General features: G+C 61.9%; 15 protein-coding genes and 2 pseudogenes. 10 read left to right on the forward strand and 7 right to left on the reverse strand.

The genetic code is table 11. The annotated features are described in order from the left end of the window. From AACY45_RS22335 to AACY45_RS22345, 3 genes are all read left to right on the forward strand, one after another. The gene (locus AACY45_RS22335) at positions 1–3,180 is read left to right on the forward strand and encodes an efflux RND transporter permease subunit (RefSeq protein ID WP_339547420.1); all 3,180 of its coding nucleotides are present in this window, start codon (positions 1–3) and stop codon (positions 3,178–3,180) included. Continuing rightward, positions 3,177–4,598, forward strand: a complete 1,422-nt coding sequence (locus AACY45_RS22340; RefSeq protein WP_339547421.1) for an efflux transporter outer membrane subunit — start codon at positions 3,177–3,179, stop codon at positions 4,596–4,598. The genes AACY45_RS22335 and AACY45_RS22340 overlap by 4 nt, the downstream gene beginning before the upstream one ends. Before the next feature lie 395 nt (positions 4,599–4,993). Further along, positions 4,994–5,431: an acetyltransferase gene (locus AACY45_RS22345; RefSeq protein WP_339547422.1), complete on the forward strand. Its 438-nt coding sequence runs from the start codon at positions 4,994–4,996 to the stop codon at positions 5,429–5,431. 115 nt (positions 5,432–5,546) lie between these two features. Here the strand turns inward: AACY45_RS22345 and AACY45_RS29345 are convergent. Continuing rightward, a pseudogene (locus AACY45_RS29345) lies at positions 5,547–5,636 on the reverse strand (IS66 family transposase); the annotation flags it as partial. 323 nt (positions 5,637–5,959) lie between these two features. Here AACY45_RS29345 and AACY45_RS22355 point away from each other — a divergent pair. The 4 genes and pseudogenes from AACY45_RS22355 to AACY45_RS22370 all read left to right on the forward strand — a co-directional run bounded on the left by AACY45_RS22355 (position 5,960) and on the right by AACY45_RS22370 (position 11,267). Beyond that, the gene (locus AACY45_RS22355; RefSeq protein WP_339547423.1) at positions 5,960–6,859 is read left to right on the forward strand and encodes a bestrophin family protein; all 900 of its coding nucleotides are present in this window, start codon (positions 5,960–5,962) and stop codon (positions 6,857–6,859) included. A gap of 75 nt (positions 6,860–6,934) precedes the next feature. Next, positions 6,935–7,990 (forward strand): tetratricopeptide repeat protein, encoded by a 1,056-nt coding sequence (locus AACY45_RS22360; protein WP_339547424.1) that lies wholly within the window; start codon positions 6,935–6,937, stop codon positions 7,988–7,990. A 106-nt stretch (positions 7,991–8,096) separates the two neighbouring features. Next, positions 8,097–9,600: pseudogene (locus tag AACY45_RS22365) on the forward strand (ATPase domain-containing protein). After that, the gene (locus AACY45_RS22370) at positions 9,597–11,267 is read left to right on the forward strand and encodes a response regulator (RefSeq protein WP_339547425.1); all 1,671 of its coding nucleotides are present in this window, start codon (positions 9,597–9,599) and stop codon (positions 11,265–11,267) included. The pseudogene AACY45_RS22365 and the gene AACY45_RS22370 overlap by 4 nt, the downstream one beginning before the upstream one ends. Before the next feature lie 140 nt (positions 11,268–11,407). On the opposite strand, the gene AACY45_RS22375 is transcribed toward AACY45_RS22370, so the two are convergent. The 5 genes from AACY45_RS22375 to AACY45_RS22395 form a co-directional block, all read right to left on the reverse strand. After that, a complete protein-coding gene (locus AACY45_RS22375) occupies positions 11,408–11,785 on the reverse strand; it encodes a response regulator (protein ID WP_339547426.1) in 378 nt (125 codons plus the stop codon). A gap of 75 nt (positions 11,786–11,860) precedes the next feature. Beyond that, on the reverse strand, positions 11,861–13,045 hold the full coding sequence (locus AACY45_RS22380; RefSeq protein ID WP_339547427.1) for a hybrid sensor histidine kinase/response regulator: 1,185 nt from the start codon (positions 13,043–13,045) through the stop codon (positions 11,861–11,863). Further along, on the reverse strand, positions 13,039–13,644 hold the full coding sequence (locus AACY45_RS22385; RefSeq protein ID WP_339547428.1) for a chemotaxis protein CheB: 606 nt from the start codon (positions 13,642–13,644) through the stop codon (positions 13,039–13,041). The genes AACY45_RS22380 and AACY45_RS22385 overlap by 7 nt, the downstream gene beginning before the upstream one ends. After that, positions 13,641–14,456, reverse strand: a complete 816-nt coding sequence (locus tag AACY45_RS22390) for a CheR family methyltransferase (protein ID WP_339547429.1) — start codon at positions 14,454–14,456, stop codon at positions 13,641–13,643. Before AACY45_RS22390 ends, AACY45_RS22385 begins: the two co-directional genes overlap by 4 nt. Further along, positions 14,456–17,944: a response regulator gene (locus tag AACY45_RS22395; RefSeq protein WP_339547430.1), complete on the reverse strand. Its 3,489-nt coding sequence runs from the start codon at positions 17,942–17,944 to the stop codon at positions 14,456–14,458. The genes AACY45_RS22390 and AACY45_RS22395 overlap by 1 nt, the downstream gene beginning before the upstream one ends. Positions 17,945–18,201: 257 nt before the next feature. Between AACY45_RS22395 and AACY45_RS22400 the strand changes: the two genes are divergently transcribed. The 3 genes from AACY45_RS22400 (at position 18,202) to AACY45_RS22410 (ending at position 21,197) form a co-directional block, all read left to right on the forward strand. Beyond that, positions 18,202–18,567 carry a response regulator gene (locus tag AACY45_RS22400; RefSeq protein ID WP_339547431.1) on the forward strand — a complete coding sequence of 122 codons (366 nt, stop codon included), beginning with the start codon at positions 18,202–18,204 and terminating at the stop codon, positions 18,565–18,567. A gap of 79 nt (positions 18,568–18,646) precedes the next feature. Continuing rightward, positions 18,647–19,942 carry a glycosyltransferase gene (locus AACY45_RS22405; RefSeq protein ID WP_339547432.1) on the forward strand — a complete coding sequence of 432 codons (1,296 nt, stop codon included), beginning with the start codon at positions 18,647–18,649 and terminating at the stop codon, positions 19,940–19,942. 319 nt (positions 19,943–20,261) lie between these two features. Then, positions 20,262–21,197, forward strand: coding sequence for a phospholipase (locus AACY45_RS22410; protein WP_339547433.1), 936 nt, complete (start codon positions 20,262–20,264; stop codon positions 21,195–21,197). Between the two features lie 186 nt (positions 21,198–21,383). On the opposite strand, the gene AACY45_RS22415 is transcribed toward AACY45_RS22410, so the two are convergent. After that, positions 21,384–22,685 carry an OprD family porin gene (locus AACY45_RS22415; protein ID WP_339547434.1) on the reverse strand — a complete coding sequence of 434 codons (1,302 nt, stop codon included), beginning with the start codon at positions 22,683–22,685 and terminating at the stop codon, positions 21,384–21,386. Between the last annotated feature and the right edge of the window lie 153 nt (positions 22,686–22,838).

Raw genomic sequence — 22,838 nt, forward strand, 5'->3', positions numbered from 1 at the left:
ATGAATTTTTCCCAGTTCTTCATTTCACGGCCGATTTTCGCCGCCGTGCTGTCGCTGCTGATCCTGATCGCCGGCAGCATCTCGCTGTTCCAGTTGCCGATCAGCGAATACCCGGAAGTGGTACCGCCGACCGTGGTGGTGCGCGCCAACTTCCCCGGCGCCAACCCCAAGGTCATCGGCGAAACCGTCGCCGCGCCCCTGGAGCAAGCCATCACTGGCGTCGAGAACATGCTGTACATGTCCTCGCAGTCCACCGCCGACGGCAAGATCACCCTGACCATCACCTTCGCCCTGGGCACCGACCTGGATAACGCCCAGGTGCAGGTGCAAAACCGCGTCACCCGTACCGAGCCCAAGCTGCCGGAAGAAGTGACCCGGATCGGCATCACGGTGGACAAGGCCTCGCCCGACCTGACCATGGTCGTGCACTTGACCTCCCCGGACAAACGCTACGACATGCTCTACCTGTCCAACTACGCCCTGCTCAACATCAAGGATGAGCTGGCGCGCCTGGGCGGTGTCGGTGACGTGCAACTGTTCGGCATGGGCGATTACTCGCTGCGGGTCTGGCTCGATCCGAACAAGACCGCCTCGCGCAACCTGACCGCCACCGACGTGGTCACCGCCATTCGCGAACAGAACCGCCAGGTCGCCGCCGGTGCCCTGGGCGCGCCGCCCGCGCCGAGTGCCACTGCGTTCCAGCTCTCGGTCAACACCCAGGGGCGTCTGGTCTCTGAGGAAGAGTTCGAGAACATCATCATTCGCGCCGGCGACGATGGTGAAATCACCCGTCTCAAGGACATCGCCCGGGTCGAGCTGGGTTCCAGCCAATACGCCCTGCGCTCGCTGCTGAACAACGATCCGGCGGTGGCGATTCCGATCTTCCAGCGTCCGGGCTCCAACGCCATCGAAATCTCCAACCAGGTTCGCGAGAAAATGGCGGAGCTGAAGAAGAACTTCCCTGAGGGCATGGACTTCAGCATCGTCTATGACCCGACGATCTTCGTCCGTGGTTCCATCGAAGCGGTGGTACACACCCTGTTCGAAGCGCTGATCCTGGTGGTGCTGGTGGTGATCCTGTTCCTGCAGACCTGGCGCGCCTCGATCATTCCCCTGGTGGCGGTACCGGTCTCGTTGATCGGTACGTTTGCCGTGATGCACCTGTTTGGCTTCTCCCTCAACGCGCTGTCGCTGTTCGGCCTGGTACTGGCCATCGGCATCGTGGTCGACGACGCCATCGTGGTGGTGGAAAACGTCGAACGTAACATCGGCCTGGGGCTGACACCGGTGGAAGCCACCAAGCGCGCCATGCGCGAAGTGACTGGCCCGATCATTGCCACGGCACTGGTGCTGTGCGCGGTGTTTATCCCGGCCGCGTTCATCTCTGGCTTGACCGGGCAGTTCTATAAACAGTTCGCCCTGACCATTGCCATCTCCACCGTGATCTCGGCCTTCAACTCGCTGACCTTGTCGCCGGCCCTGGCCGCGGTGCTGCTCAAGAGTCATGACGCGCCGAAGGACCGCTTCTCACGGGTCCTGGACACGCTGTTCGGTGGCTGGTTGTTCCGTCCGTTCAACCGCTTCTTCGACCGCGCCAGCCATGGGTATGTCGGCACTGTGACCCGGGTCATCCGCAGCAGCGGGATTGCCCTGCTGCTGTACGCCGGGCTGATGGTGCTGACCTTCTTCGGTTTCTCCAACACCCCGACCGGCTTTGTTCCGGCCCAGGACAAGCAGTACCTGGTGGCCTTCGCCCAGTTGCCGGATGCGGCGAGCCTGGATCGCACCGAGGAAGTGATCAAGCGCATGTCCGACATGGCGCTCAAGCAGCCGGGCGTGGAAAGCGCGGTGGCCTTCCCGGGCCTGTCGATCAACGGCTTCACCAACAGCCCCAACGCCGGGATCGTGTTCGTCACCCTCAAGCCTTTCGATGAACGCAAGGACCCGAGCGAGTCCGCCGGGGCGATTGCCGGGGCCTTGAATGGCCAGTACGCCGACATCCAGGAAGCCTACATGGCGATCTTCCCACCGCCGCCGGTCCAGGGCCTGGGCACCATTGGCGGGTTCCGCCTGCAGATCGAAGACCGCGGCAACCTGGGTTACGACGAGCTGTACAAAGAAACCATGAACATCATCAACAAGAGCCACAACGTGCCGGAACTGGCCGGCCTGTTCACCAGCTACACGGTGAACGTGCCCCAGGTCGATGCCGCCATCGACCGGGAAAAAGCCAAGACCCATGGCGTGGCCGTCAGCGACATCTTCGACACCCTGCAGATCTACCTGGGTTCGCTGTATGCCAACGACTTCAACCGCTTCGGTCGCACCTATCAGGTCAACGTCCAGGCCGAGCAGCAGTTCCGCCTCGAACCGGACCAGATCGGCCAGCTGAAAGTGCGCAACAACAGAGGCGAGATGATCCCACTGGCGACCTTCATCAAGGTCAGCGACACCTCGGGGCCGGACCGTGTGATGCACTACAACGGCTTCATCACCGCTGAAATCAACGGTGCCGCGGCGCCCGGCTACAGCTCCGGCCAGGCCGAACAAGCGATCGAGAAACTGCTCAAGGAAGAACTGCCCAACGGCATGACCTACGAATGGACCGACCTGACCTACCAGCAGATTCTGTCCGGCAACACCGCACTGTTCGTGTTCCCGCTGTGTGTACTGCTGGCGTTCCTGGTGCTGGCGGCGCAGTACGAGAGCTGGAGCCTGCCCCTGGCGGTGATCCTGATCGTACCGATGACCCTGCTGTCGGCCATTACCGGGGTGATCCTGTCCGGGGGTGACAACAACATCTTCACCCAGATCGGCTTGATCGTGCTGGTGGGCCTGGCGTGCAAGAACGCGATCCTGATCGTCGAGTTCGCCAAGGACAAGCAAGAGGAAGGCATGGACGCCCTCAGTGCGGTGCTGGAAGCCTGCCGCCTGCGTCTGCGGCCGATCCTGATGACCTCCTTCGCCTTCATCATGGGCGTGGTGCCCCTGGTCTTCTCCAGCGGTGCCGGTGCCGAAATGCGTCACGCCATGGGGGTGGCGGTGTTCTCCGGGATGCTGGGGGTGACCTTCTTCGGCCTGTTGCTGACGCCGGTGTTCTACGTATTGATCCGCCGCTATGTCGAGCGCGGCGAAGCCCGCAAAGCGGCCAAGGCCCTGCCACTGGAGGCACAACCATGAGCCTGAACGTCTTCCTGCCGAGCTTGCTGGTGCTGGCCCTGAGTGCCTGCGCCGTCGGCCCGGACTACCAGACTCCAACGACGGAGGTGGCCAACATCACGGCCGCCACCGATGGCGCCCAGGGTCAGAAGAACTTCGACCGGGCCCGCTTCGAAGGGATCTGGTGGCAGCAATTCGAGGACCCGATCCTCAACCAGTTGGTCAACACCTCGCTGCAGGGCAACCGGGAACTGCGGGTGGCGTTTGACCGCCTGCGGGCCGCCCGAGCGTTTCGCGATGACGTCAGCAACGACGCCATGCCGGTCGTGACCAGCCGCGTCAGCAGTGACCTGGCCAAGGGGCAGATCCCTGGCCAGACCAGCGACCGGGTCAGCAGCGAACGTTATGACCTGGGCCTGGACATGGCCTGGGAACTGGACCTGTTCGGACGTATCCAGCGCAACCTGGAAGCGGCCGACGCCGACACCCAGGTGGCCGCGGCCGACCTGTACCAACTGCAAGTGACCCTGATTGCCGAGTTGGTGGATGCCTACGGTCAGCTACGTGGTGCGCAACTGCGCGAGAAGATCGCCCTGGCCAACCTGGCGAACCAGCAGGAGTCGAGCAAGATCACCGTGACTCTGCGTGATGCCGGTGTCGGTGATCAGCTGGACGTGGTACGCGCCGATGCCCGCCTCGCGTCCGTGGAAGCCAGCGTGCCGCAATTGCAGGAAGTGCAGATCCGCCAGCGCAACCGCATCGCCACCTTGCTCGGCGAGCGCCCGGACACACTCAGCGTCGACCTCAGCCCGGCCAGCCTGCCGGCCATAACCAAGACCTTGCCGATTGGCGATCCGGGTGAGCTGTTGCAACGCCGGCCGGACATCCAGAGCGCCGAACGCAAGCTGGCGGCCGCCACCGCGCGTATCGGTGTGGCCAAGGCCGACCTGTTCCCGCGGGTCAGCCTCAGTGGTTTCCTGGGCTTTACCGCCGGGCGCGGCTCGCAGATCGGTTCATCGGCCGCCAATGCCTGGGCGCTGGGCCCCAGCATTACCTGGGCGGCCTTTGACCTGGGCAGCGTGCGCGCGCGTTTGCGGGCCGCCGATGCCGACGCCGACGGCGCCCTGGCCAGCTACGAGCAGCAAGTGTTGCTGGCGTTGGAAGAGTCGGAAAACGCCTTCTCTGACTACGGCAAACGCCAGCAGCGCCTGATTTCGCTGATTCGCCAGAGCGAATCGAGCCGGGCCGCCGCTGACCTTGCAGAGATTCGCTACCGCGAAGGCACGGTCGATTTCCTGGTGCTACTGGACGCCCAACGCGAGCGCCTGGCCGCCGAAGACGCCCAGGCCCAGGCCGAAGTCGACCTGTACCGTGGCATCGTCGCGATTTACAAAGCCCTGGGTGGCGGTTGGCAACCACAAACCGTCGCCAGCAACTAAGCTTAAACGTGCTCCTTTGGTTGGCCGCAACCAACCAATTTTTAGCCCCGCGTCTCATTCGGTCGCGGGGCTTTTTTTGGCCTGGGGATGGCTGGAAGCGGGCCGGGCGGCGCTCCGCTTGCCCGCGATGGCGGTGTGTCAGGCGTAACCGTCCGGGCAACACACCTTCCTAACACCGTCGCTTGATCAGGTATGCTTCCACTATTCCATCCGTTATTTTTTATTGACCCTCCGAAAACCTATCAGTATCGTCCTCCCTCCCTCCTTTCCGGCTACCTCTGCCGTGAACCGCCCAGGCGTTAACTCGCGAAGCGGTCATACAAGTTGCCGACACTTATACGGTCGCTATCTACTAGCGCGCCTCATTTCCGATATCCAGCGTAAAGGATGATTCTATGATCATTCGTCAGGCGACTAATGCCGACCATCCGCAACTGCTCAACATTTGGCTGCGCTCTGTTCGCGCCACTCATCACTTCCTGCAAGAGTCCGATATTGAGGCATTGCTTCCTCAGCTCCGCGATATCTACCTACCCGCTGTTGAATTATGGGTTGCGGTAAATGCCGAGGACTACCCGATAGGCTTTATCGGACTCAATGAAAACCACGTAGAGATGCTCTTCATCGAGCCAGACCTGCGAGGGAAAGGTATTGGCCGCGCGCTGTTGGATCATGCCCGCAGCTCGCGCAATCAGATGAGTGTTGACGTGAATGAGCAGAACCCCGAAGCAGTAGGGTTCTACTTACATTACGGCTTCGTTCAAACAGGTCGTTCCCCGCTGGATGGCGAAGGCCGCCCCTTCCCCTTGCTAAACCTGAGCCTGCCCGGCTAGGGCGTTAATCTTGAATTGCTCCTAAGCTTCTGCTTCGGGGCGATTCATTATCCATCAGGTCAGCATCCATTGATGCGGTAGCAATTGCCCGATCTCACTGGCCCGCTGTGTCGGCAGCCGCCTGATTACCGCTGCGCAACGACCCGGCGAACAGCCAATTCGAGCGTCCGAGCGCCCAAGGCCGTATCTGGTTCTCAACCTGATTGTCGCGCTGGGCCAACATCCAGTCATCGCGTCCGCTTGAAAATACGCGGACACCATCGCCTTTAATGCTGGAGTTCGGAAGGTGAGTTCGCCAGATGCTTACTGTCAGGCACCATTGATGTTCGATGGACCGGCGTCATCGCGGGCAAGCGGAGCGCCGCCCGGCCCGCTCCCACGGAGGTTTTGGGGAGCCTGATCGATCAGTTACCCCATAACCATAGACCCCATCGATCACCCCGTCAGCCAGAGCAATTGGACAAGCGGCCCCCCGACCTCTAGCCTTCAACCGCTGCCACAGCACCAGAACGGCTGAAGACCCCACTGATGATTGTCCGCCCCAAACCCAACCTGATCGGCATCCTGTTCTCCCTCAAGGGTTCGATTGCCAAGCGCATCGCCTTGCGCAGCCTGCTGGTGACGTTGCTGGCATCGGTCATTGTGCTGGTGGAAACCTTGCACCCGGCGTACTTCTCCAAGGTCAATGCCACACCGTTCACCCTGCTGGGGCTGTCACTGTCGATTTTCATGAGCTTTCGCAACAACGCCTGTTATGACCGGTGGTGGGAAGGCCGCAAGCAATTGGGCCAGTTGATCATCGAGTTGCGCTCGCTGATCCGCGAAACCCAGGTGCTCAAGGACCCGGGCGAACGCGAACCGCTGCTGCGTGAGCTGTGTGGCTTTGCCCATGGCCTGATTGCCCGGCTGCGGGTCGAAGATGAGGCTGCGGCCATCAGGCCATGGGCTGCTGTCGAGGCCGACCTGGGCCATCCGAACCTCAGTGACCGCCTGCTGCAACACGTCGGCGCCCGTTGCTCGCGCCTGGCCGAACTGGGGCGGATCAGCGAATGGCGCTACACCCAACTGGAAACCCGACTGGTCAGCCTGAGCCAGGTGCAGGCCGCCTGCGAGCGGATCAAAAGCACGCCCCTGCCCTTCCCCTATACCCTGTTGCTGCATCGCACCATCTACTTGTTCTGCATCCTCCTGCCCTTCGCCATGGCCGAACCGCTGGGCTGGCTGACGCCGGTGTTCACGGCCATCGTCAGCTACACCTTTTTTGGCCTGGACGAAATCGGCGACGACCTCGAAGACCCGTTCGGCTTCGACGAGAACGATCTGCCGTGCAATGCCCTGCTGCGCCTGATCGAGCGCGAGGTCCTGGCCGCCCTGGGGCACGATGATCTGCCCCCGGCCCTGGAGCCGGTCGACTACGTTTTAAACTAGCCGCGGGTTTGACTCCGGGCCTGCGCTGACCGAAGCTGGCAACCCTGCACTCGTTGTCAGCTTCCGGATCCCTGCATGTCCAAGCCTCGTCGCTACCTGATCATCAGCCTGCTGGTGGCTGTTGCCATCGCCATCGTTTGGCTGTCCCTGCGCAGTGTCACGCCGCAAGTGCCGGAGGCGATCAAGCGCGGCTACAGCGAAGCCCTGGACCAGGCACGCAATGGCAAGCCCGGTGCGGCGCGCGTGCTCTACCAGCAACTGGCCCGTCCTGATATCTCCGACAAGCGCCGCCTGTGGCTGCATGCCGAACTGCCCAACTACCCCAGCCCCCAGGCCCTGAAACTGGCCGATGCCGACCTGCACCACCCTTCGGTGGCGGTGCGCGAAGCGGCAATCGAGAGCATCGTCGGGTTGCTCCCCAGCGGCCAGCGCAGCCTGTTGCTCGGGCCATTGCTGGAGGACAGCGAGCAAGCCGTGCGATTTGCCGCCGCCGAGGCGTTGCTCGGCCTGTCGCCCGATGACCTGGGCCTGTACTTCGGTCCGCTGCAGCACGTCATCGATGAATATGAGCAGGCACTGCAAAGCCAGCCGGCCAGCGCCCACACCCACTACCAACTGGCGCGCCTGCACCTGCACAACGCCGAGCTCAAGCAGGCGCAACGGGCCCTGGAGCAATCCCTGGCGCTGGACCCGGGCAACCTGCCCGCGCTGGTGATGCAGATCGAGGTGCTGGACAAACAGGGCCAGAGCGACGCGGCCCAGCAACTGCTGGCCCGCCAGCTCAAGGCCCAGCCCGACTCGGCGTACCTGCAACATGCCCTGGGTTTGTGGCTGTTGCACCACGGGCAGAGCGAGTTTGCCCTGCTGGGGTTGTCCAGGGCGGTGGAGCTGGAGCCGGACAACAAGCTCTACCGCTACGACCTGGCGACCACCCTGCACAGCGAGCACGAGCTGGAAGCGGCGCAAAAGCAGTTGCAGGAGATCGTCCAGCGCCACCCGGCCGATCGCAAGGCGCGGGTGCTGCTGATCAACTACTGGAAGGAAGGCGGCCAGTTGCAGAATGTCCAGGTCCTGCTGGCGCAACTGGAGCAGATGAACCCGGACGATCCGGCGCTGCAGCAAGGTCTGTGATCAAGTTCTGTTGAACCGTTGGTCTCTTCCTGGGGTCCAGTAAGTAGGTAGCCATTTGGCCAGTATCGGCGGCTGCCTCGCTTCCCTAGTCATGAGAGGGCATTTTTTGTCTACATCCAACGAGTTGAACAGCGTAAAAGCCGCCACCGGCATTGAAGGCCTGGATGACATCCTCGCCGGTGGACTGTCCCGCAGCCATGTGTTTTTGCTGGAAGGAGAACCCGGCACGGGCAAGACCACAGTGGCCCTGCATTTTTTGATGGCCGGGGCCGGCGCGGGTGAACGCTCGCTGTACATCACCCTGTCGGAAACCGAGCGCGAATTGCGCCAGGGTGCCCAATCCCACGGCTGGGCGCTGGATGAGAACATCCACATCTTCGAACTGACGCCGCCAGAGAGCCTGCTCAATGGCGAACATCAGCAGAGCCTGCTGTATTCCTCGGACCTGGAACTGGGCGAAGCCACCAAGCAGATTTTTGAGGTGGTGGAGCGGGTCAAGCCGACCCGGGTGGTACTCGACAGCCTTTCGGAAATCCGCCTGCTGGCCCAGAGTTCGCTGCGCTATCGGCGGCAGATCCTGGCGATCAAGCACTACTTCGTGCGCTACGACGCCACGGTGCTGCTGCTCGACGACCTGACCACCGAAGCCCTCGACAAAACCGTGCACAGCGTGGCCCACGGGGTGATTCGCCTGGAGGAGCTGACCCCCAACTACGGCGCCGAACGCCGGCGCATCCGGGTGGTGAAGTACCGGGGCCAGAAGTATCGCGGTGGCTTTCATGACTTCACCATCATGGCCGATGGCGTGCACGTGTTCCCTCGCCTGGTGGCCGCCGAACATCGCGGGCGTTATACCCGCCAGCAGTTGACCAGCGGCATCAAGGAAATGGACGCCCTGCTCGGGGGGGGGTATCGAGACCGGTTCCAGTACCCTGATCCTGGGTCCGGCCGGTACGGGCAAATCGCTGATCTCCATGATCTTCGCTGCCGCAGCCGTGGCCCGGGGCGAAAAGGCCGCGCTGTTTATCTTCGATGAAGAATTGGGCCTGTTGTTCGAGCGCATGAAGAACATGGGCATCGACCTGCAGGCGCTGCAAGGCACGGGCAACCTGCTGATCGAACAGGTGGACGCCGCCGAGCTGTCCCCGGGCGAGTTCTCGCACCGGGTACGCCGATGCGTCGACGACCGCGGGATCAAGACGGTGGTGATCGACAGCATCAACGGTTACCAGGCTGCCATGCCCGAGGAAAACGCCCTGGTGCTGCACATGCACGAGCTGCTGCTGTACCTCAATCGCCAGGGCGCCGCGACCTTCATGACCGTGGCCCAACACGGGCTGGTGGGTGACATGCAAACCCCGGTGGACATTACCTACCTGGCCGACACCGTGATTCTGCTGCGTTACTTCGAGGCCCTGGGCAAAGTGCGTCGGGCCATCTCGATCATCAAGAAACGCACAGGCAGCCATGAATCGACCATTCGCGAATACCGTATCGGCAGCACGGGCATGACCATCGGTGACCCCTTGGACGCCTTCCAGGGCGTATTGCGCGGTGTACCGACCTACCTGGGCGCCAACACTCCGCTGCTCGCGGACGACATCCATTGACCGCGCTCAAGGCGGTGTCCGAGCGCGCACTGATTCTCGCGCCCCTGGGACGCGACAGCCAGATTGCCCTGGCCCTGCTCAACGAGGCCGGTTACGACGGCGTGATCACCCGGGGGCTGGACGCGCTGTGCCAGCAACTGGAGCACGGCGCGGGTCTGCTGCTGATCGCCTCCGAGGCTTTGCTGGGTGAGGACCTTGAGCCTTTGCTGCGGTTCATTGAGCAGCAACCGGCCTGGTCGGACTTGCCGATCGTGCTGCTGACCCATCATGGTGGCGCCGAACAGAACCCGGCGGCGCGCTTCGGTGCCCAGTTGGGCAACGTGACCTTCCTCGAACGACCGTTTCACCCGGTGACCCTGATCAGCCTGATCTCCACCGCGCTGCGCGGGCGTCGCCGGCAGTATGAAGCCCGCGACCGCCTGGTGGACCTGTACCAGAGCGAGCTGCGCCTGAAAAACACCCTGGAAACCCTCGAGCAGCAGGTCGAGGAACGCACCACCGAGCTGCGACACAATGAAGAGGCCCTGCGTCAATCGCAGAAAATGGAAGCGGTGGGCCAACTCACAGGCGGCATCGCCCATGACTTCAACAACATGCTGACCGGCATCATCGGCAGCCTGGAGCTGCTGCGCCGGCGCCTGGCCCGCGGTTGCACCGAGGATCTGGACGGGCTGATCGACCTGGGCGTGACTTCCGCCAACCGCGCCGCCGGCCTGACCCATCGCCTGCTGGCGTTTTCCAGGCGCCAGTCGCTGGATTCCAAACCGGTGGAGATGAATGCCCTGGTGCGCTCGATGGACGAACTGCTGCAGCGCAGCATCAATGAAAGCATTCAGTTGAACATGCAACTGCAGGATCCGCTGTGGGTGGCCGAGGCCGACCCCAACCAGCTGGAAAGCGCCCTGCTCAACCTGGTCCTCAATGCGCGTGACGCCATGCCCGACGGCGGCACCCTGGCGGTCAAGACCTTCAATCAGCACTTGGACGCCGAGTTCGCCCAGGCCCATGGCAACCTGCAGGCCGGCGACTATGTGGTCCTGAGCGTGATCGACAGTGGCTGCGGCATGCCCCAGGCCACCGTCAGCCGGGCCTTCGACCCGTTCTTTACCACCAAGCCGATCGGTCAGGGCACGGGCCTGGGGCTGTCGATGATCTATGGCTTCAGCAAGCAGTCCCGCGGCCACGTGACCATCCAGAGTGCAGTGGGCAGCGGGACCACGGTGAACCTGTACTTGCCACGCTTTCGCGGCGACCTCACCCACAGTCAGCCGCCCCAGGTTCCCCACGCACTGGCGGCCAAGGCCGGGGAAACCGTGTTGATCGTCGAGGATGATCCCGCGGTGCGGGTGCTGGTCAGCGCGGTATTGAGCGAGTTGGGTTATGCCTTCGTCGAAGCCGCAAATGCCGACAGCGCAGTGCCGATCCTCAATTCCGAGCAACGTATCGACCTGCTGATCAGCGACGTCGGCCTGCCTGGCATGAACGGTCGGCAACTGGCGGAAATCGGCCGGCAATACCGGCCCGAGCTCAAGGTGCTGTTCATCACCGGCTATGCCGAACACGCTGCGGTGCGCGGCGGTTTTCTCGACCCGGGCATGCAGATGATCACCAAGCCCTTCACCTTCGACCTGCTGACCGCCAAGGTGCGCGAGATGATCCGCGCCTGAATCAGACACCAAGCCGGTAGCAGCTGCCGAGCCCGCGAGGCTGCGTCAGCGGCCGCAGGACGCTCGTTTGATTGGGGAAGGTGGGGGTCGCTGCGCAACCCAACGCACCCTTCGGCAGCTGCTACAGGGTTACGGTTTAATCAGGACAGCATTTCCTGCATCAATTCCTGCAGCACGTCGAGGTCGAACGGCTTGCCCAGTATCGGCGCTTTTTGCGCGATGGGGCTGCCGGACTCGCGGATTTCCTGGGGGTAGCCGCTGATGAAAATCACCTTGAGCTCCGGGCGCAGCTTGACTGCCGGCTCGGCAATCTGCACCCCGGAAATGCCTCCGGGCAGGCGAAAGTCGGTGATCATCATGTCCAGGTGGGGTTTGCTGGCCAGAATTGCGAACGCTTCTTCGCCATTCTCCGCCCGCAACACCCGATAGCCCTCGCCCGACAGATAGGCGTCAAGCACCATCAGGATCGAAGGATCATCTTCGACGATCAATACGACGTCTTGTGCATCTTCACTCATGGCAAGCCTTTGTTCGGTCAATAGCTGCTATTACGACCCTGCACCGGTGCAGAGGTTGCGTTTATTTTGCCCGTTTTACTCCAGCGGCAGGCAAACCCGGAACAATGCGCCCTCGTTGATCCGGCTCTGGACACTGATCGAACCGCCATGGGCGGCGACGATCTGTTCGGAAATGAACAGCCCCAGGCCCAGGCCCGCCACCACGGTTTTCGCCGAAACCCGTTCGAACTGCTGGAAAATCCGCTGCTGGTTTTCTTCGCTGATCCCGATGCCGCGGTCGCGTACCTCGACCCAGGCCTGGCCCTCCTGGCTGTACACCCGAACGTCGATCAGGCCTCTGCCGCCATACCGCAGGGCGTTGGTCAACAGATTGGAAATCACCTGTTCGATGCGGAACTCGTCCCAGTGCCCCTCTACCGGATGCTCGGCCACAAAGCTGATGGAGCACTCGGCAGCCTCGACCTGCGGCGCAAAGTTGTGCAGCAGGTTAGCCACCAGTTGTGTCAGGTCGAAGCGGTTGGGCCGAATGGACAGCTTGCCGGTGCGAATCCGCGACACGTCGAGCATGTCTTCGATCAGGCGGATCAGGCTCTTGATCTGCCGCTCATCGCGATCGACCATCGCGTGCATCTTGTCCAGGGTAAAGGCGTGTGCGTTGTCGCGGGCCAGGTGCATCTTGCGCAATTGGGTTTCCAGGATCAGCCCGTTCAACGGCGTGCGCAACTCATGGGCCACGATCGACATGAAGTCGTCGCGCATGCGCACCGCCTGCTCCAGCTCCCCCTGGGTGGTCTGCAACTGCTTGAGCAAGGCTTCCTGCTCGCGGCGGCTTTGCTCCAGGGCTTCGACCTGCAGCTTCATGGCCTTGCGTTGACGGAACAGGTCGACGAAGACGTTGACCTTGCTCTTCACCGCGTGGAGATCCAGGGGTTTATGCAGGAAGTCCACCGCGCCGCTTTCGTAGCCCTTGAAGGCATAGTTCATTTCGCGTCCGGCGGCGCTGACAAACACGATGGGAATGTTCTTGGTCTTTTCCGTGCCGCGCATCAGTTCCGCCAGCTCGAAGCCGTTCATGCCCGGCATCTGCACGTCGAGAATGGCCAGGGCGAACTCGTGCTGCAGCAGCAACGACAGCGCTTCGTCGGCAGACAGCGCCTTGTACACCGCGCAGTCTTCGCGCTTGATCAGCGCCTCGAGGGCCAGCAGGTTCTCCGGCAGATCGTCGACGATCAGCAATTTGGCCTGGATAGTACTTAGCATGAGGTTCGTTCCAGCTCGACAAGCAGACGGCCGATGCCGCGCAAAGGGAGAATGTAATCGGGTTGCTGCTGGGCCAGTGCCGCTTCGGGCATGGTCGCCACCTGGGCTTCATCCGGGTCCTGGACCACGGTCAACCCGCCCAGGCGCTTGACCTGTGCCAGGCCCCGCGCACCATCCTGGTTGGCGCCGGTCAACAGCACCGCCAGCAGTGCCGGGCCGTAGGCGTCGGCGGCGGATTCGAACAGGTAGTCAATCGCTGGCCGCGAATAGTGCAGGCGCGCCTCCAGGCTCAACGACAGGCTGCGGTCCTGCTCCACCGACAGGTGATAACCGGGTGCTGCCAGGTACAGGGTGCCGGCCTCGATCACGGCCTTGTCGGGCGCCTCGACCACCGGCATTGCCACCCGCCGCGCAATGACCTCCACCAACTGGCTGCGCCGTTGCTCCGGCAGGTGCAGGACGACAATGATCGGCAAGGCGAAACCCGGCTCCAGGCTGCCGAAAATATTCAGCAACGCCTCCACACCACCGGCCGAAGCGCCGATGACGATAGCCTCGATCCGCGAGGCTGGGGCCGTATCCAACACGTCGCTGTTCATGTTTTACGGTAGATCCGTTCTTGTTTGACCAAGGGCTCGAACTGCTTGGCGTAACTCGAGAAGTCGGGGGTCTCCTTGCTGCCCAGCACCAGGAAACCGCGGTGACAGAGCGACTCATGAAACAATCCGAAGGCACGATTCTGAAGATTTTTATTGAAGTAAATCAATACATTACGACATGAAATTAATTGAGTTTCTGAGAATACGCTATCGGTCGCCAGGCTGTGATCGGCAAAGGTCACGTTGTCCCGCAGGCTCTTGTCGAAAATCGCATGGTCGTAGGCCGCGGTGTAGTAGTCGGCGAACGAACTCTGGCCACCGGCCTCCTGGTAGTTGCGGGTATAGGCGCGGATGTTCTCCAGGGAAAAGATCCCCTGCTTGGCCTTTTCCAGGGAGCGCGGATTGATGTCAGTGGCGTAGATGATCGTGCGCTCCAGCAGGCCCTCTTCGCGCAGCAGGATCGCCATCGAGTAGACCTCCTCGCCCGTGCTGCAGCCGGCAATCCAGATCTTGATCGACGGATAGGTGCGCAGCAGCGGCACCACTTCCTGGCGAATCGCCAGGAAGTGGGTCGGGTCGCGAAACATCTCGCTGACCGGAATGGTCAGTAGCTGCAGCAACTGCATGAACGCCGCCGGATCGTGCAGGACGCGCTCCTGCAACGCCGAAATGGTCTTGCATTCGAACTGGTGCAGGGCATGATTGACCCGGCGCTTGATCGAGGCGCCCGAGTAGTCACGAAAATCGTAGCTGTACTTGAGGTAGATCGCTTCGATCAACAGCCGCAGTTCGATTTCGGTATTACGCTCCACTACATTCTTTCCATCTTCGGTAACCACACACGAATCAGCGAGAACAGGCGATCCAGGTCGATGGGCTTGGCCAGGTAATCGTTGGCGCCCGCCTGCAGGCAGCGCTCCTGATCGTCCTTCATGGCCTTGGCCGTGACGGCGATGATCGGCAGCTTGCGCCAGCGCGGATCCTTGCGGATCTCGACGGTGGCCTGGAAGCCGTCCATTTCCGGCATCATCACGTCCATCAGCACCAGGTCGATGTCCTCGACTTCATTGAGTTTGTCGATCGCCTCACGGCCATTGCGGCCAATGACCACGATTGCGCCTTTGTGCTCCAGGGCGCTGGTCAGGGCGAAGATGTTGCGCACATCGTCATCCACCAACAGCACCTTGCGCCCTTCGAAGACCTTGTCGCGACTGCGCGCGGTCTTGAGCATCGTTTGCCGCTCATGGGACAACCGGGATTCGACTTTGTGCAGAAACAATGTCACTTCATCCAGCAAGCGCTCGGGCGAGCGCGCGCCCTTGATGATGATCGAGCGTGAGTACTTGCGCAGCTCTGCCTCTTCATCGCGGGTCAGGTTGCGCCCGGTGTAGACGATCACGGGCGGGAACGAGCAGATGTCTTCGGTGGACATGCACTTGAGCAGGTCATTGCCGAGCATGTCGGGCAGCTTGAGGTCGATGATCATGCAGTCATAGACAGTGTTGCGCAGCAGCTCCAGCGCCTCCTGGGCCAGGCCTACGGCGGTGATTTCAATGTCTTCGTCGCCAATCAGCCGGGCGATGCTGTCGCGCTGCAGGTCGTCGTCCTCCACCAGCAACACCCGCTTGACCTTCTGCGTCAGCTTGGCCTCCAGGCGGGCGAACACGTCCTTGAGTTCCTCGCGGGTGGTCGGCTTGACCGCATAGCCCACGGCGCCCATGTGCATCGCCGCCTCGACCCGGTCTTCGACGGAAATCACATGCACCGGGATGTGCCGGGTCTCGGCGTGCTCCTTGAGACGCTGCAGCACGGTCAGCCCGGAATGGTCCGGCAGGCGCATGTCCAGCAGGATTGCGTCAGGCAGGAACTCACTGGCCAGGTCGTAACCTTCGTCGGCACCATGGGCCACCAGGCACTGATAACCCAGTTCATGCGCCAGGTCGTAGAGGATATGCGCGAAGTTGACCTCGTCCTCCACCACCAGGATGCAGCGGGTGCTGAACGGCGCATGGGCGCGGTCATCGGCAAAGCGCGGGATCTGCGGTTCGACGATGGCGGCCGGGCGTGCCACCGGGGCCGCCGGGACAAAGGCCACCGGTGCCGCTGGCGGCGGCGCGACGCTGTCCTCGTCACGTTCGACGTACTGCTGGGGCAGCAGCAAGGTAAACAGGCTGCCCTGCCCCGGCTCGCTGCTGACGGTGATCGAACCGCCGAGCAATGCGGCCAGGTCGCGGGAAATCGACAGCCCCAGACCGGCCCCACCGTAACGCCGGTTGGTGGTGCCGTCGGCCTGGCGGAAGGCCTCGAAAATACTGGCGTGCTGATCGCCGGCAATGCCGATCCCCGAGTCGCGCACCGCAAAGCAAATCCCACCCCCTGTCTGTGCACTGACATTCAGGCTGACTTCGCCCTGCTCGGTGAACTTGATTGCGTTTGACAACAGGTTTTTCAGTACCTGCTCCACCCGCTGGCGGTCGGTAAACAGCAGCGCCGGTGCCGTCGAGTCCAGGTGGACGTGGAACGCCAGGTGCTTGTCGGCCGCCAGCGGTTCGAACATGCCGCGCAGGCCGTCCACCAGGCGCGCGACACTGGTGTGCTCCGGACGCACCTCGAGCTTGCCGGCCTCGACCTTGGAAATATCGAGGATGTCGTTGATCAGGTTCAGCAGGTCGTTCCCAGCCGAGTAGATCGACTCGGCGAACTTGACCTGTTCGGCACTGAGGTTGGCCTGGGGGTTTTCGGCCAGCAACTTGGCGAGGATCAACGAACTGTTGAGCGGGGTACGCAATTCGTGGGACATGTTGGCCAGGAACTCGGACTTGTACTTGCTGGAACGCTGCAGTTCCTGGGCGCGGTCCTCGAGCTGGACCTGGGCCTGATTGAGTTCGGTGTTTTTCAGGTCCATGGCGTCGCGCTGCTCGGCCAGGATTTGCGCCTGTTCGGCAAGTTGCTCGTTGGTCTGTTCCAGTTCTACCTGCTGGGTTTCCAGGTGGGCCTGGGACTCCTTGAGAATCCGCGACTGTTCTTCCAGTTCTTCGTTGGCGGTCTTGAGTTCTTCCTGTTGGACTTGCAGCTCTTCGTTGAGCTGCTGGGTTTCGGCCAACACCTCCTGCAAGCGCTGGCGATAACGGGCCGCTTCGATCGAGGTGCCGATGTTGCCGGCGATCAATTCGAGCAATTCGATGTCACGCTCGTCCAGGGCCCGCAGGAAACCCAGTTCGATCACCCCATTGACCTGGCCGTCATCGCTGGTAGGCACCACCAGCACGCTGCGCGGCACCCCGTCCCCCAGCCCGGAGCTGACTTTGAAATAGTCTGCCGGCACCTCGTCCAGGCGAATCAGGCGGCCTTGCTGCACGGCCTGGCCGGCGATGCCCTCGCCGTTGTAGATCTGCTGGTCCACGGCGGCCTGTTCGCGGGAAAAGCCATAGGCCGCCACCCGAGTGAGGCCGCCATGATCTTCCTTGACGTAAGCCGCCGCGACTGCACTGCCCAGGTACTGCGCACAAAACTGCAGGATATTGCGCCCCAGCAGGCTCAGCGACAGTTGGCCCAGCATCTGCTCCGCCAGTTCGGTCTGGCCGTTGCGTAACCAGGCCTGTTGCTCCAGGCGCCGGGCGCTGCTGTGTTGGGTCGCCAGGTTGGCGCTGTAGTTGCGCGAGAGGTTGAGCAAGTCGCGGCGCCCGATGTAGGCCAGCAAAGCGCTGATGCCCGCCACGAACAAGACATACAACGAGATGCTCCAGAGTGTGGTGCGCCGCACTTGTTCATTGCGCGAGGTGCGCAACTGCTGCTCCATCTCGATGACGTCTTCGTACTGCTTGCGGATCTCGTCGGTCAGGCGCTTGCCGCGACCGGCGCGCACCGCAGAACGGTAGTCGCCGCTGCTGCGCGCCAGCTCGATCATGGTCTGGGCGTAGGTGTTCCATTCCTCCTGCATGGCTTGCAGGCGGCGCAGCCGGTCGACCTGGACCGGGTTGTCGGCAGTCAGTTCCTGCAAGGTTTTCAGGGCGACCACGATACGCGGCCTGGCCGTTTCGTAAGGGTCGAGAAAATGCTCGTCGCCGGTCAGCAGGTAGCCACGCATGCCGGTTTCCAGGTCGACGGTCAGCTTGACCGCTTCGTTGGCGTTGTTGATCACCCGGTCGGTATGTTCCACCCACTGGATGGTCGACATCAGGTACGTGATCAGGGAGACGAAAAACACCACGCTGAGCGCACCCACACCCAAGGGCAATCCGATGTTGCGGCTCAGGAGTTTGCGGAAACTGTGCTCATCAACGGACGACGAAGTGATCATTTGCGGGCCTTGGTGGACGGGCATAAACGAAGGAGTTTGCCCCAAAATCGCCTTTGGGATCCATTTTATGACAGCGTAGCCAGCATTTTCCTGCATTGCGCTGCATTCTCCTAAGCACCAGGGTTATCCTGTCGGGGTCCGTACCCGGCGTGTTTTTGCAGCTCGCCGGGAACGTGTCGGGACCCGCTGATTACTGATGAAAAAGCCGGTCAATGTGCACCACCGGCCACCCCCCGCCCTTTTCGAGAACAGCCACTATGCCCAGCACCGCTTCCACCCTCCTCGTAGTCGAAGACGACGCCATCGTGCGCATGCTGATCGTCGATGTGCTGGAAGAACTGCAGTTCAAGGTGTTGGAGGTGGATGGCAGCCAGGCGGCCCTGGAGCTGCTGGAAAACCCCAACACGGTGATTGATCTGCTGATGACCGACGTTGGCCTGCCGGGAATGGATGGTCGGGAGTTGGCCACGCGCGCACGCGCTTTACGCCCCAGCCTGCCGATCCTGTTTGCCAGCGGTTATGCCGAAAGCCTGGAAGTGCCCGCCGGGATGCACGTGATCGGCAAGCCGTTCTCCATCGATCAGTTGCGCGACAAGGTCAAGAGCCTGCTGCCAGACGCCTGACCCGCCGGCACGGCTGCGGCCTGTGGTTTAATAACGCCCCTCGCGCCCTTCCCCCTGCCGCTTCAAGGAAATACCGCTCATGAGTCAGTCCCGCGCAACCAAGGTCCTGGTTATTGGTTACGTCTGGCCCGAACCCCGCTCATCCGCCGCCAGCGGGCACGTGATGCAGATCCTCGAGAGGTTCCTGGAACAGGGTTGGGACATTACCTTCAGCAGCCCCGCAGGCCCTGGTGAACACAAGGCCGACCTGGTGGCCATGGGTATTGCAGAGTGCAGCATTGAGCTCAATAGCAGCAGTTTTGATGCCTTCGTCAGTGAACTGGCGCCGGATATCGTGCTGTTCGACCAATTCATGATGGAAGAGCAGTTTGGCTGGCGTGTGGAAAAACAGTGCCCGACGGCCCTGCGCGTCCTGGAAACGTCAGATCTGCAGAGCCTGCGCCACGCTCGCCACCAGCGGCTCAAGGACCACCTCAAGACCCGCGATGACGTTGATGACTGTGCCGCGCTGTTTGCCCCCACGCTGGCCCAAGAGTTTGCCTGGATGGCCGACACCGACCTGGCACGCCGGGAAATAGCCGCGTTGTTTCGCTGCGACCTCAACCTGATGATCTCCGAAGTGGAGATCCAGTTGCTGGTCGAGCACTTCAGCCTGCCACCCAGCGCCCTGCACTGGTGCCCTCTGATGCTCGACCCCACGGCCCAGGCCCTGGCTCCGTATGCCGATCGCGCGCATTTTCTGAGCATCGGCAATTTCCGCCACGCGCCGAACTGGGACGCGGTGCTCTGGATGAAAAACACCATCTGGCCGCTGATCCGCCAGCAACTGCCCGGCGCACAGTTGCACATCTACGGCGCCTACACGCCGCCCAAGGCCAGCGCGCTGCACAATCCGGCGCAGGGTTTTCACATCATGAACTGGGCAGAGGACGCCTTGCAGGTGATGGCCGCCGCGCGTATTTGCCTGGCCCCCCTGCGCTTCGGGGCCGGGATCAAGGGCAAAATTGTCGACGCGATGCTCTCTGGCACCCCTAACGTCACGACCCCCATCGGCGCCGAAGGGATGGCCGGGGACATGCCCTGGGCCGGCGCGATTGGCGAAAGTGCCACGGCCATCGCCGCGGCCGCCGTGCGCCTGTACCAGGATGAAACCCTCTGGAACCAGGCCCAGGATGCCGGCGTACAGCTGCTGCACGCCCGCTACCGCCAGAGCCTCCATGGCCCGGCACTGATCGCACGCCTGGAACACTGCCGCGCACATCTGCTTGAACTACGCCGGGCCAACTTTATTGGCAGCATGTTGCGTCATCACCAGCACAAGAGCACCCAATACATGTCGCAATGGATTGAAGAGAAAAACCGCAACAACGCTTGAGCGAGTTGCTGACGGGGCGCAGTGCCGGGCCGCACAGGGTTTCGGCACGACGCCTTATTCCTGCACCACCGCCTCCAATTCCCACGCCCCCCAGCGAAATCTGCAACTACCGAGCACCGCGACTTGCGCCTAGCTTGGGCCTTCCTTCTTCTCATATAGCACAGTGGCAGATGACGCATGACTGACTTCACCCACCAAACGGTGCGGCGTGCATATAGGAAGAATGGAAACGTTGTTGACCAACAGCCCGACTTCATCACCCGTCTTATATAGCCTGGTGCGACAGGACGGGATCATGACTACTCAAGGAAGTGTAGATATGAACATCACCCACACCGAAAAAATCTCATTCCGGCATGAATGGATGAGCAAGACCCCGAGCATGGACCGCTTGACCCTGAACCAACTGGTTTGGCCGGGCGCGCATAACGCGGGAATGGATGTGTACACCGCCAACCAGAACGCTCTGAACAGCGTGCTGGCCAGCCATGCCATGTGCCAGAACGGCCCCTACATCCAACAGTTGAATAGCGGTGCACGCGCCCTGGACCTGAGAGTGTTCTCCAACTCCAGAAACACTGACGTTTATCAGTTCGACACGTTTCACGGCCCCGCGACCGGCAGCCCGATCAGCGACCTGGTCAAGGCCCTGGACTTTTTCCTCGACAAGAACCCCAATGAGTTCATCCTGCTCGATGTGCATCAGACCGAAGGCAGTCGGGGCAATCGCTTTGCTTTCAAAGACTTCAACGACGTGATCGACAGTCGCCTGGGCGAACGCCTGATTCCTTTCGAGAATCGCCACCTGACACTGGGCGAGCTGAAATCGGTCAGCCGCAAACAGCGGGTCGTGATTGCCACCGCGGCACACCATGAACTCGACGCGCGAGTGTTCTGGCCCAAGATCCAGCATCGATGGAGCGGCCAGGACTTCACCTCACCCAGCGAGTTGAAACAACACATCGCCCGCACACTCGACAATCCACCGGGTGGTTCGCTGCCGTGGTCACTGTCGGCAACCAGTTACATCCGGTTCGACCTCACCGCCATTTCCCCGCTTGACCCGTTCTTCAAGGTTGACGACACCTTCGTCCGGGTCAATAAGATCACCGATGAACTGAATGAATGGTTCAGTCCCAGCCCCAGCGGCGAGTGGCTGCTCAAATGCAGCATTATCAATGTCGACTTTATCGACGAGACCTTGCTGGTCGAATATTGTCGGGAAGCCAACATGTACAAGGCCATGAATCAATAGCCGCCCCCCTGGTCGATCCTGGCGGCGGGTCCGCCCGTTTGGCCGCGGCTCGCAACTTGATGACGAAAAGGCATGATCAGGGCGTGAACAAACGACAAAGCGCCCTGACATGTTGGCAAAAAGCGCGAACGCCAAGCGGGTGCCCGCCCCTACCGTGGCCGCGGCATCCCGATCGCTCCCCCGGTCCTACAGCACTGAAAAGTTGTAGCTGAGGATCAGCCGCGTTTCATCCACGTCCCGGGCCACTGCCTCGTAGTTGCTGCGGTAGGTCGCGCTGCGCAGGCGCAGGCTCAGGTCCTTGAACGTACCGCCCTGGATCACGTACTTGAGCTCGCTGTCGCGCTCCCATTCCTTGCCCTCTTGCTCACTGCCCGCCACCTTAATCTGATCACCGCTGACGTAACGGGTCAGGAAGCTCAGGCCGTTGATGCCCACCGCCTTGAAATCGTAGTCGTAGCGCACTTGCCAGGAGCGCTCCTGGGCCGCGGCGAAGTCGTTGACCTGCACGTAGTTGACCAGATAAGGGTTGCTGCCATCCAGGTAGGGCATCGAGGTGTCGCCGATCATCCGCTGCCAGCCGGCACTGAAGGTGTGGCCGCTGATGGTGTAGCCGAGCATCCCGCTCAAGGCGCGGTTATCGATATTCCCAGCGCGTGCGGCGCCGGTGTCGGCGCTGCTGAGCAAACGCAGATCAGCCTTGAGCAGCCCTGGGCCCAAGGGTTGGTTCCCCAGCAAGCCAACGAAGTGCTGACGGTAGATCTCATCGAGCTCTGCGTACTGGTACTGCGCACTCACGCGCTCGTTGAACTTAAAGTCCAGGCCATACAGGTCGAAGTGATCGGCGGTGATATTGCAGGCGTAGCGCTTGTTCTTGCAGTGCACGCGGAGGTCTTGCTGGTCGGTGGAATCGCGGGCGGTGTACTGGTCCAGGCGGGCGGCGGTAAAGGTCAGGTCCTTGAGTTCCCTGGACGTCAGCAAGGCGCCGTTGAACTGGGTCGGCAGCAGGCGCCCGTCGTTGTACTTGAGCAGCGGCATGTCCGGCAACAGCGCGCCATATTTCAGCACGCTGCGGGAGATGCGCATCTTGGCGGTCAGGCCGAGCTTGGCGTATTGATCAGCCGAGCCACGGGGGTGACTGCCGGAGGACGGCAGCAGGCCGCTGTTGCTGCTGTCGGCACTGGAGTCGAGCTTGAGCCCGAGCATGCCCAGCGCATCCAGGCCAAAACCCACCGTGCCTTCGGTGTAGCCCGACTGCAGGTTGAGAATAAAGCCCTGAGCGGACTCTTCACGCTTGGAGGCACCTTGCGGGTTGCTGCTGTGCCCGTCACGAAAGTCGCGGTTGAAATACACCGTACGCGACTCGACGCTGGCGTGACTGTCGTCGATGAAACCATTGGCCTGGGTGGCTGCGCTAAAACCTGCGCACAGGGCCAGGGCGCCGAGGCCCAGGGCCGGGCACGGTGTGATGAGGGAATACGGGGGACGCATGAAAAAAGCTCCAGCAGTGCATCTGTGCGACGGGTCAATCAACCAACACAAATAACGCGCACCCCACGCCGGACAAGGCGCGGGAATACAAGGGGAAGTGATAACGGGTGATCGCCAATGGTGGCACAAGGCCCAGCATCGCGGCAGGCGACT

The organism is Pseudomonas sp. RA_35y_Pfl2_P32 (genome assembly GCF_963970735.1).
Classification (GTDB): Bacteria; Pseudomonadota; Gammaproteobacteria; order Pseudomonadales; family Pseudomonadaceae; genus Aquipseudomonas.